Below are 12,362 nucleotides of genomic sequence, written 5' to 3' on the forward strand. Positions count from 1 at the left end.
AGAATTAATCAAGAACATTAGTTAACTATTTTGAGATAAAAAAACCCTCTTCCGAAGAAAAGGGTATCGATTTATACTTCTGTTTTATTATGAACCTCTTTATGAAGTACCATTTGAAGGACACCACCATGACGGTAGTACTCAATCTCTATTTCACTTTCAAAACGAGCAATTACTTGAAACTCCTTTGTTTCACCTAAATCAGCAATTGCTTTAATCGTAATCAATTGTCCTGGCTGTAAATGATCACGAATGTCTATATTGTATATCTCTCTACTCGTTAATCCCAAAGTGTCCGCGTTTTGTCCTTCTTGAAATTGAAGCGGGAGGACACCCATAAGTGCTAAATTACTACGGTGAATACGCTCGTAGCTTTCTGATAAAACAGCCTGAACTCCTAATAGCTTGGTAGCTTTAGCAGCCCAATCTCGTGAGCTCCCCATCCCATAGTCGACCCCAGCAATTATAAGCAATCCCGTTTGACTATGTTGATATTGCATTGCAGCGTCATAAATAGGCATTACTTCTCCAGTTGGAAAATACGTTGTGTAACCACCCTCAGTCCCAGGTGCGACTTGATTTTTAAGACGAATATTTGAAAAGCCACCACGTATCATTACTTCATGGTTCCCTCTTCGTGCTCCATACGAGCTAAATTCCTTAGGATCCACACCCTTATCCTTTAAATACCTTCCAGCAACACTATTGATTGGGATTGTACCTCCAGCCGGCGAAATATGATCCGTCGTAATTGAATCACCTAACTTAGCCAAGACTCGTAGACCATTTAATGGAACAATATCGCTTTGCCCCGATTTCACATCTGAAAAATAAGGTGGATTTTGAAGATAAGTAGACTGTCCTTCCCAGTTGTAAAGTAAGCCTTCATCTGTTTTTAGACTATTCCATGATTCATTTCCAGTGAAAATGAACTCATTATTTTCTCTAAACAATTGCGGTGTAAGTTCTTTTGTGATAATCTTCTGTATCTCGCTATCTGATGGCCAAATATCGTCTAGATATATGTCTTTTCCTAAGACATCCTTACCTATTGTATCCGTCCTAAGATTAATATCGATTGTACCAGCAAGAGCGTATGCCACCACTAATGGCGGGGAAGCCAGATAATTTGCTTTAATAAGTGGATGGATACGTCCCTCAAAGTTTCTGTTCCCAGACAAAACCCCAGATACTATCAAATTATAATCCTTAATTGCTTTTTCAACCTCTTCCGGAAGTGGACCTGAATTTCCAACACAGGTTGTACATCCAAAACCAACCAAATAAAATCCAAGCTTTTCTAATGGTTCAAGTAAATGAGCTTTTCGTAAATATTCTGCTACTACCCTTGAACCTGGGGATAAACTCGTTTTTACGTATGGCGGTACTTGAAGTCCTTTTTCTACTGCTTTTTTTGCTAATAGTCCCGCTGCGATCATTACACTTGGATTCGATGTATTTGTACAACTTGTAATGGCTGCTAGTACAATATCGCCTGTTTTGATTTCGGATTCTTGACCATTTATATGCTTGATGACAGCCCTTTTATCTGCCTCATCAAAATCAAGACCATAGCCATGATTCCCACGTTCATGAGTTAATGCATTTCGAAAAGCTGGTTTTATCTCTGATAGCCGATTTAAATCTTGTGGTCGCTTGGGACCGGATACATAAGTCTCTACCTCTGACAGATTGAGCTCAATTACGTCTGTATAAACTGGCTCAATTTCATCAGGGGAGTAGAATAGTCCATTTTCCATACAATACATCTCCACAAGTTGTACTTGTTCTTCAGTTCTTCCAGTTAATTTTAAATAGTGTAATGTTTCTTTATCGATTGGAAATATCGTGACGGTGGCGCCATTCTCTGGTGACATATTCGAAACAGTTGCACGATCTGCTACTGACAGACTTGAAACTCCTTCACCAAAAAATTCTACAAATTTACCAACTACTTTTCTCTTTCGTAAAAGATTGGTTAAATAGAGTGCTAAATCGGTAGCTGTAGTCACAGAAGGTAGTTTTCCCTTCAGACGCACCCCAATTACTTCAGGAATTGGAATAAAAGACGGCTGACCAAGCATTGCCGCTTCTGCTTCAATACCACCAACACCCCACCCCAAAACACCAATTCCATTTACCATTGGAGTATGAGAATCTGTTCCAAAACAAGTATCCGGGTAAGCGATATATCGTCCATCAACCTCTCTTTCTGATTGAACGACAGATGCTAAATACTCAAGGTTCGCCTGGTGAATGATCGCTGTTGAAGGTGGAATAGCTCGGAATTTTGAAAATGATTGGGTACCCCATTTAAAAAATTTATATCTTTCATAATTTAGCTCAAAACCGCGGTCAACATTATAAGCTAAAGCATCATGTGAACCAAATTTATCTACTTGTTCTGCATGGTCGATAACTAGATCAACGGGAATCTTAGGATTAATTTGTTCAGGATTTCCACCCCTATCAACGATTGCCTGTCTAAGAGATGCAAGATCAACTACCACTGGTACACCTGTAAAATCCTGTAGGACAATCCGTGTTGGTAAAAACGGGATTGTCTCATTCCCTTTACCTCTACTCTTTTCCCATTTCGCAAGTAATTCTATATGCTCCCTTTTTACTATCTTTCCGTCAAATTGTCTCAATACAGATTCTAGTAAAATCTTAATTGTAAAGGGTAACCGTGAAATAACACCTATTCCCATTTTCTCTAAAGCTTCCAACTTATAAAATTTATAATCTTTCCCAATTAACTGAAACGTTGACTGTATTTCCGTAACATCAAAGTCCTTACACATTTTCTCTCCCCTTTAATTTACTTGAATTCAGGAATAAATAAATCGCCTTTAATAATCCTTCTAGCTGTACGTTCTAATCCAACATATGCAACATCTGTTTTATCTTCAGTTAATCCTACTTTAACCTCGGCAATTCCATCGGGATGTCCGACTCGAATCATTTCTTCTTTTATCTCTTTCTTCCTTGCATATTGATTAACAATTGTATTTGGAAGTAAAGCCGCTGCCGCGATACAATAAAGGCCACTTCCAGCAAATGTGCGGTGAAATTTCCCCATTGAAAGCATCTTTGCTACAATGTCCACTTCTTCAGCTTTCACAACAGTACCAGAACTTGTTACATAATCCTGTGATTCTTCGATGATTGCTATTTTCGGAACAGATGGTGTTTCCTTTGCCGCCTCAAGTGAGGGGGACATTCCTGCAGCTACGGCAGCATGTAATCGAATATTTTCGATTTCCTTTAATAATTCATGATTCTGAGATAATACATCATTCTTTTCTGTTCCTTTAATTCCTAGTTCAGAAGCTAACACAAATACAAATGGGTTAACTACATCAACGAACGAAACGTTATAGGATTTTTCTCCAGTTTGAAGCAAAAAACTAGCGCCGCTAGGTAATGTAGAACCTGTTTTCCCCCCACCAGGCTCAAGAATATTCACTGAAAATTTTGCTCCAGGCAGTTTCAATCCAGGGACGGAGAAATCACCATTTACTTTCGCTTTCCCCCCTGCTACGGGAACATGAATGGTAAGCATTTTATTAATATTTGTATTACATACAGTTACCTTAACGGACTTTTGAGAACTATCGACACTGACCAATCCCTCATCAACTGCATATGCCCCCACTGCTGCCATTAGATTTCCACATGTACCCTTGTCATCAACAAGCTCTTCTCCTATCCCAATTTGGTAAAAAGTGTAATCTATATCTGCAGATCCTATTGATTTCCCAATAACGCATACCTTACTAGTATGTGACGTTCCACTTCCTAAACCATTAACCTGGGATGGATTGTATGCATCAATTCCTGCCATAAAAATGTTCTTTTTCGCATCTATATCCTTTGGTAAGTCCTTCTTATTAAAAAAAATTCCTCTACTTGTGCCACCACGGTAAACCACACAAGGTATTGAAAACTGTGAAATGATAATCAACTCCCTTAGTTAACTTTAATAAGATTTTGATTCAACATCTAATACTTACATAATAGTCTGAATTTAGATATAACTAAAATACGAATAAATTATGGTCAGCCATAGTATTTCTCAATATCTAAAAACAAAAAAAGAATAACTTTATTACGCAAATGCGCAATAAAGTTATTCTCACCTATACTTCAAAGAGTCTCTTCAATATTTAAGCTTTTAATAAATGCAACAAATGCTTGGATAACATTTAATTCGAGTGCCTCATCATGGTAAAACATCCAAGTTTTTCGTAGTAGTGGCATACCATCTTGATCATTCAAATTAATTTTATGTATTCCTTCCAGCCCATTTAATATCATTCCTGGCATAATCGCATATCCTAATCCATTCGCTACCATTTCCTTACAGGTATCAACTTGATCCACCTCCATCGTTATCAATGGTGGTTTTGAGTAATTCTCTGACCACCAATTATCAACAAGTGATTTTAGTAGATTATCTGTTTTGTAATCGATTCTTGGTAAATTCGGAAGTTCTTCCACATTCACTTCAGTTTTTGAGGCAATACACAGCTGTTCCTCAAATAAAAGCTGTTTCTGCCCTTGCCAATGATAATCTCCGCGCACAAATGCAATGTGCACATCTTTATTATATAAGGCATTAAACATATCTCTACTCCATCCAGTTGTAACCTGAAACTCAACATTAGGGTACTGATTTTTAAAAAGCCGTAATAGCTTGGGAAGCTTATATTTTGTAAAATAACTAGAAACACCAAACTTAATTGTCCCTACTACGTTATTGTCCATATTGGATAAATTTTCTTTAATTTCTTGTAACTTTCGAACCATCTGTTCTGCACACTTTGCTAAATATTCCCCTTGTGGCGTAAAATGGACTCCTCTTCTTCCTCTGTTAATAATTTTCGTACCAAATTCCTTTTCAATTTGTTGTATTCGGTTTGTAAGTGCTGGCTGAGAAAGATATAAGCTTTGAGCGGTTTTTGTGATATTTTTATTTTCAAATAAAACCTTTAAGATTTCCCAATCCTGACTTCTCATAGCATTCCCCTTATTAGATATTCATTTTGATTATGGCTAACTATCAAAATACAGTATTTTACTTATATGTATTACTATACTATATTTTTTTAAAAGGTTTTCAAAATATAATTAAGGTTCTGATAATAAGGAATCGAACTTTAAATATGGGGTGTTAAAAAATGGAGGAAATATTAACTGAATTTCAATATTTACCAACTACTTGTATCTCTGATGCAATGAACGAACTGGGTAATATACATTCATCGATTAAGCCACTAAATGACAACTATCACTTAGTAGGTAGGGCTTTTACGGTTAAAATGCCTGTTGGCGATAATTATATGGTACTGAAAGGCATTAAAGAAGCGAAGCCTGGTGATGTTTTAGTCGTGGATGCTAAAGGGGATACTCACCGAGCCATTGCAGGTGATTTTGTAGTTGGGATGGCTAAAACACTGGGACTTGGTGGAATAGTTGTCGATGGTGTAATACGTGACATTAATGGTATTAAAAAACTAAACTTCCCTGTATTTTGTAAAGGTACAACAGTCGCAGCTTCAGGTAAATTTGGAGAAGGTCAATTAAATGTGCCAATTTCCTGTGGAGGTGCTTCAATTCATCCTGGTGATATTATTGTCGGTGATGCTGATGGTGTCGTGGTAATTCCAAAAAACATTGAAAAAGATGTAGTTCAAAAGTCAAAGGAAAAATTAGAAAAGGACATCCGCCGTGCAAATAAAACTTTAGGGAATTCCACATTAGTAAAAACATATATCGATAACATTTTAACCTAATATCTCCTTAATTCAACATGATTTTAAATTTATAGAGTGAGAGGGTAATCTTGATGGTTGTTAATGTTATTTTTTTAATCGTTTTATTTTTTCAAACCGTAATGAATATGACTAGAGCAATTATCTCTTTGTATGCTACAGATATGGGGGCCTCAACTTTTGATATTGGTATGTTGACTGCTGTTTATGCATTTTTTCCATTAATATTTGCGATTCATGCTGGGAGGATTGCGGATAAGATTGGTGATAGATTGCCAGTTATAGTCGGACTATTAGGAATTGCGGCCGGTATGGCGATTCCATTTTACTTCCCGTCTCTAATTTCATTGTATATTTCTCAGTTAATCGTAGGTGTCTCAACTATTTTTATAAATGTATCTCTTCAAAATCTTTTAGGAAACATCTCAAATGAAAATAACCGTGATCGTTATTATAGTTATTTTGGAATGGTTGTAGCTTTTGGCTCTATGATTGGACCTGTAGTTGCGGGCTACATGGGAGAACATATTTCATATTCATCCGTTTTCTTTGCCTCCATGTTTATCATTATCGTTCCAATGATAATGTCGTTATTCATTCCAGTTATTAAGAGAAATGGAGAAGTTAAAAAAATTAGTCTTAATTCATCTGTTAGCTTATTAAAAATACCTATTTTACGAAAAGCATTAATAGCCAGTGCTCTTGTTCTTTATTCAAGGGATATTTTCATCGCTTATTTTCCCCTATTTGCAAAGCAGTATGGTATTACTACATCAATGATTGGTTGGATTATTGCAATTCAAGGCTTTGCTATTATTATTGTTCGATTTTTGTTACCTGCACTTACAGAAAAGCATGGAAGGGACTGCGTATTAATTGCTTCTGTTTTTATGGCTGGAATTTCGTTTTTGTTAGTTCCTTTTACTGGAAATGTGATTTTATTAGGTGCCCTAAGTGCCATTATGGGACTTGGTCTCGGATGTGGTCAACCGCTTTCGATGACAACTACCTATAATGCGTCACCAATATCAAGAACAGGTGAGGTCCTCGGCTTACGTCTTGCTTCTAATCGCTTGTCTCAGTTAATTGCCCCAGTCTTCTTTGGTTTAGTTGGTTCTTGGACTGGAATTTTTTCCGTATTTTTTATTAGTGGTACGTTTTTACTTGGCGGTTTGTTTGCCATTAAGCCTAAAAAGAAAAATAAACTAGCTTCTTAGAATGTAAAAGCCTACAGTGTTAGCTGCAGGCTTTGTTTATTTAAAGTTTAAATGATACAAATTTTAACTCTGTCATTTCCTCAGTAGAATATTTAATTCCTTCTTTTCCAACGCCGCTATTTTTAACACCGCCATATGGCATATTATCTACTCTAAAGGTTGGAATATCATTAATGATGACTCCACCAACCTCCAAACGGTCGGCAGCTTCAAATGCTTTTTGAATATTTGTTGTGTAAACTCCTGCCTGTAATCCATATTCTGAGTCATTGACTAGCTTGATAGCCTCATCCCATGATTTATAGGAATTAACGGAAACAACTGGACCAAATGCTTCATTACAAGAAATAGCCAGATTTTCAGCGGTATTCTCTAAAATAGTCGGCTGGAAAACTGCTCCTACACGCTTTCCACCAAGGACAACTTTTGCTCCAGCTTCCTCAGCTTCTTTTACCCAATTTTCAATTCGAACCATTTCGTGTGAATGGATAAGGGCTGACACGTCTGTATCTTCTGATTTAGGATTACCAAGAATTAATTTACTTGTGAAGTGCTTCATTTTTTCAATAAATTCTTCAAATAAATATTCATTTACATAAATACGCTGAACTGATATACAAACCTGCCCTGCAAAATTGAATGCTCCTTCCGCGCATCTTGCAGCTGTCGTCTCTAAATCATCTGTACTGTCAATGATAACAGCTGCATTTGAGCCTAATTCTAATGTCACTCGCTTAAGTCCCGCTTTTTCTTTAATCCGCGTTCCGACCGGTACACTACCTGTGAAAGTAATCATTTTCACACGATGATCCTGAACAAGAATGTCCCCTACGATACTACCTTTACCTGTTACAACATTAAGTGCTCCTTTTGGTAGTCCAGCTTCTTCAAATAATTTTGCAGTCATAATAGCGCTCAGTGGTGTTTGTGATGCTGGCTTTAAAACAACTGTGTTTCCTGCAGCAAAAGCTGGACCAAGCTTATGCGCTACTAGGTTAAAGGGAAAGTTAAAGGGGGTGATAGCTGCGATAACACCAAGTGGTTCTCTTTTTGTGTAACCAAATCGACCTTTTCCACTTTTTGCAGCATCGAGTGGTACGGTTTCCCCGTGAAGTCGTTTTGCTTCCTCTGCTGCAAATTTATAGGTTTCCGCCGTTCTGATGATTTCTGCTCTTGCAGCTTTTAATGGTTTGGCATTTTCAGATGCTATTATGAGGGCACATTCTTCTAATCTTTCTGTGAACAGGTTGGATACTTTTTCAAGAATTTCTGCACGCTCGAATGATGTTAAATTTCGCATTGGTTTTGAGGCTTGTTGTGCACTCACAATTGCGTTTTCTACTTGCTCTTTAGTGGCTAATGGAATCATCCCAATGATATCTTGATTATACGGTGAGCGTAATTCCTCGTACTCGATGCCTTCCTCCCAATTTCCGTTAATAAACAATTTTTGTTTTTCCATTATTTAGCCTCCCTTATAATTCGTTATTAAATAGTTTGTTGTGGTTTGTTTGATTCCCCGGATTCTGGTTCACCCATAAGCTCTGTTGAGTCATCTTATAGACGTTCTCCTACAGTTTATTCAGTTTAATTATTAATAGGCATACAAAAACGTATTATTCCTAAATTAATAGATTGTAATATTATGAAGTAGATTAATTTTTCTGCTTTTTAAATAAATGGGCGGGTATGTATAATGCATAACTACTCTTACCTATTACGACTTTAATACTCTAATTGGTTCCCCTCTAAGAAATGCCTGTATATCTTCAACTGCTTCCCTAAAATAAGTTTCATAGTTTGCCCTAGTCACATACCCTAAATGTGGTAGAGCTAACACATTAGGTAATTCTCGAAAACTATGATTTTCTGGCAACGGTTCCTGTTCGTATACATCGAGCCCTGCACCCGCGATCCAGTTATTTTTTAAAGCAACTACAAGGTCCTCCTGATTGACGATTGCCGCTCTTGAAGTATTAATGAGAAAGGCATCTCTTTTCATTAATTGTAATTCCTTTTCCCTAATTAAATTTCTTGTTCGGTCACTAAGTACTAAATGGATTGAAACAATATCACTTTTTTCCAATAATTCTTCCAATAAATCAGCCTTATCTACACCAATCTCGTCGGTTCTCTCTTTTGTGAGGTTTTGACTCCATGCAATAATTTCCATCCCAAATGCTTTTCCAATTTGCGCCATTCTGCTACCAATTTTCCCAAGACCAATTAAACCTAGTTTTTTTCCATATAAGTCTGTTCCTATTGTTGATTGCCATGGTCCATTTGACCTAAGTGTTTGGCTCTCTTGTACTATGTTTCTCGACAGACCCAAAATCAAAGACCAGGCAAGCTCAGTTGGTGGCTGTGAACTACTTGCCGTTCCACAAACCGTAATCCCTAATGTTGTTGCGACATTCATGTTAATAGATGCATTTCTCATACCAGACGTGATTAATAGTTTTAAATTTGGCAGACGTTTTAAAAGTGAGGCTGGAAATGGTGTACGTTCCCGCATAATAATGATAATTTCATAGTCTATAATAGACTCAACAAGTTCATCTTCATTATAAATATGTTTGTTAATGCTTGTGATTTTTACTTCATTGGAAATCAAAGACCAATCCACCAATTGTAGTGCAACATTTTGATAATCATCTAGTATTACACATTTCATATACAATACCCCCTTATTTCATAACTGTCCTTATTACTTATTATATTAAACAATAGTTGCAAACGAATGAGAAAAATTATAATACATTCATAATAACTTAGACATTGCTAATCATTATGCTTGTGTCTTCCAGTAGAAAATAACTATGATTTCTTGATTTTTTTGTTTTTATTTTTCATATTCGATGATCTGTTATAAAATAGAGGTTCAGTATCCTTACGATTGGAGAAACAAATATGAGAGGTTTATTTGAAAAAATAATGCCATATATAAAACGAGGCTGGGAATCTATTAAACGATTTTGGCGTGAGAAGCATCTTACGAAAATTTTATTGCTAATTATGTTAGTCTTTATTCTTGTATCCATGCTTTTCTTTGCATTCATGGCAACTCAAGCAAACGTTCAGTCATTAAAGGATGGTTTGCGGCAATCGACTGTTATTTATGATAAAGACGGTGCAGTAGCAAGTAATATTGTGACAAATCGAACGGAAGGTGTAATGGTTGAAGACCTACCCGACCATGTAAAAAATGCAGTCATAGCAATTGAAGATGAACGATTTTATAGCCATAACGGCTTTGATATTAAAGGGATCATGCGTGCCTTTTTTAATAATCTATTTGCTGGAAGAATCACTGGTGGAGGAAGTACGATCACTCAGCAGCTGACAAAGAATGCCCTTCTCTCACCTGAGCAGACCTATAAACGGAAAATTGAGGAGCTCTTCTTAGCGTTAGAAATTGAAAAGCATTATTCCAAGGATGAAATTTTGCAAATGTATTTGAATCAGGTATTCTTCGGAAATGGATCATGGGGAATTAGCCAGGCTTCTAAAAAATATTTTAATAAAGATATTGGAAATGTATCTATTAGTGAGGCAGCAATGTTAGCTGGAGTTCTCCAAGCTCCTTCTGCATTAGACCCTTATCGAAATTACGATAGAGCCATCAAGAGAAGAAATACAGTTTTATTAAAAATGCATGAATTAAAGATGATAACGGATGATGAATATGCACAAGCAAAAAATGACGAAATCCAGCTTGAGGATGGTGGCGGAAGTTATATTAAAAGAAGCTATCCTTATTATGTAGATGCCGTTCTTGATGAAGCCATTAATAAATATGGTCTAACACAAGAGGAAATCCTTACACGTGGATACCGAATCTATACGGAAATGGATCAGCATATTCAATCCTCCCTTGAAGCTGTCTATAAGATGGATTACCTTTTCCCAAAAGGTACAGATGTACTCGTGCAAAGTGGCGCTGTTATGTTACATCCTGAAACTGGAGGTGTGCTTGGTCTAGTCGGAGGCCGTGGTGAACATGTATTCCGTGGCTTTAATCGTGCTACTCACTTGCAGGCACAACCAGGGTCAACGATAAAGCCATTAGCCGTTTATACTCCTGCACTTGAAGCAGGCTATGAGGTAACTTCAGTACTCAAGGATGAGCTTAAAACTTATGGCGATTACACACCAGAGAATTTTTCAAAAACATACCAAGGTGAGGTAAAGATGTATGAGGCAGTAGAGGATTCCCTTAATGCACCGACAGTTTGGCTGTTAGACCAAATTGGATTGGATAAAGGACTGGATTCTTTACGAAGATTTGGTATTCCTTTTGCAGAAGAAGATAAGTATCTCGGCATCGGACTTGGCGGTATGCATAAAGGCACTTCACCTTTACAACTTGCGGAAGCCTATTCTGTTTTTGCAAATGATGGAAAACGACCAGACGGACATCTGATTTCAAAAATTGTAGGCCCAACCGGAAATGTCATTGCAGAGCATAATCACAAAACAACTCGTGTTACTTCTAAAAAAGTAGCCAATGATATGACATCCATGCTTCTAAACGTTGTTGAAACAGGTTCAGGTAAGGGAACAAAAATCGCTGATGTTGAGTTAGCAGGAAAAACAGGATCAACACAGCTACCTTATAAAGATATTAATGGTACAAAAGATCAATGGTTTGTAGGATATACTCCTAATTTCGTCGGTGCCGTTTGGTTAGGTTATGACAAAACAGACAAAACCCATTATATTCGAGGAAGCAGCTCAGATTATATCGTTCCTATATTTAAGGCAATGATGGAGGAAATGCTCCCTTCGATGGAAGTGGATTCCTTTGATGTCGTCTCCGTTAATGCGAAGCTTTCCGGACAAGAGGATCGAAAAACAATCACAAAAGAAGAAATTAAACAAAAAGCAGAAAAAGTTGAAGAAACATTAAAAGAAGAAAGTGCAAAATGGAAGCTCGTTTTGGATGAGGCGAAAAAAGACATTAAGGATGTTAGTCAAAAAGTGAAAGAAAAAGTACAGGGATTACTTGGAAACTAATTTTACAAAGAGTATTGCTCATAAGCGAGCAATACTCTTTTTTTTTTTCAAATGGTGGCGGTTCGAGTGCCAACTTCCTCCTAGTATCTGGTATTTGGTGGACATCCACGGCGATTCGAGGGACATCAATCTCCTGGCATCTGGTATTTGGTGGACATCCACGGCGATTCGGATGACATCAATCTCCTAGTATCTGGTATTAGGTGGACCTCAAAAGCGATTCGGGTGTCATCATTCTCCTAGTATCTGGTATTCGGTGGACCTCCACGGCGATTCGGGTGACATCATTCTCCTAGTATCTGGTATACAGTGGACCTCCAGGGCTTCGGGGGACATCATTCTCCTAGTATCT

At 37.2% G+C, this 12,362-nt stretch carries 8 protein-coding genes; 3 read left to right on the plus strand and 5 right to left on the minus strand.

What is annotated here, in order from left to right:
• Positions 1 to 71: 71 nt before the first annotated feature.
• The 3 genes from acnA to V7097_RS05455 all read right to left on the minus strand — a co-directional run bounded on the left by acnA (position 72) and on the right by V7097_RS05455 (position 5,022).
• A complete protein-coding gene (gene acnA / locus V7097_RS05445) occupies positions 72 to 2,804 on the minus strand; it encodes an aconitate hydratase AcnA (RefSeq protein ID WP_335702586.1) in 2,733 nt (910 codons plus the stop codon).
• 17 nt (positions 2,805 to 2,821) lie between these two features.
• Complete coding sequence (locus V7097_RS05450; RefSeq protein WP_335702587.1) at positions 2,822 to 3,967, minus strand: PrpF domain-containing protein; 1,146 nt, start codon at positions 3,965 to 3,967, stop codon at positions 2,822 to 2,824.
• 182 nt (positions 3,968 to 4,149) lie between these two features.
• Entirely contained in the window at positions 4,150 to 5,022 is an 873-nt protein-coding gene (locus tag V7097_RS05455; protein ID WP_335702588.1) for a LysR family transcriptional regulator, read from the minus strand.
• Between the two features lie 161 nt (positions 5,023 to 5,183).
• Between V7097_RS05455 and V7097_RS05460 the strand changes: the two genes are divergently transcribed.
• Positions 5,184 to 5,798: an RraA family protein gene (locus V7097_RS05460; RefSeq protein ID WP_335702589.1), complete on the plus strand. Its 615-nt coding sequence runs from the start codon at positions 5,184 to 5,186 to the stop codon at positions 5,796 to 5,798.
• Positions 5,799 to 5,851: 53 nt separating this feature from the next.
• Positions 5,852 to 6,994 (plus strand): MFS transporter, encoded by a 1,143-nt coding sequence (locus tag V7097_RS05465; RefSeq protein WP_335702590.1) that lies wholly within the window; start codon positions 5,852 to 5,854, stop codon positions 6,992 to 6,994.
• A gap of 40 nt (positions 6,995 to 7,034) precedes the next feature.
• On the opposite strand, the gene V7097_RS05470 is transcribed toward V7097_RS05465, so the two are convergent.
• Together V7097_RS05470 and V7097_RS05475 are read right to left on the minus strand one after the other, a co-directional pair.
• A complete protein-coding gene (locus V7097_RS05470; RefSeq protein WP_335702591.1) occupies positions 7,035 to 8,456 on the minus strand; it encodes an aldehyde dehydrogenase family protein in 1,422 nt (473 codons plus the stop codon).
• Positions 8,457 to 8,711: 255 nt separating this feature from the next.
• Positions 8,712 to 9,668 (minus strand): D-2-hydroxyacid dehydrogenase family protein, encoded by a 957-nt coding sequence (locus tag V7097_RS05475; RefSeq protein ID WP_335702592.1) that lies wholly within the window; start codon positions 9,666 to 9,668, stop codon positions 8,712 to 8,714.
• 260 nt (positions 9,669 to 9,928) lie between these two features.
• Here V7097_RS05475 and V7097_RS05480 point away from each other — a divergent pair, with 260 nt between their 5' ends.
• Entirely contained in the window at positions 9,929 to 12,010 is a 2,082-nt protein-coding gene (locus tag V7097_RS05480) for a PBP1A family penicillin-binding protein (RefSeq protein ID WP_438824201.1), read from the plus strand.
• Positions 12,011 to 12,362 lie beyond the last annotated feature (352 nt).

The sequence above is a fragment of the Bacillus sp. JJ1562 genome (assembly GCF_036962705.1).
Classification (GTDB): domain Bacteria; phylum Bacillota; class Bacilli; order Bacillales; family Bacillaceae_L; genus Ferdinandcohnia.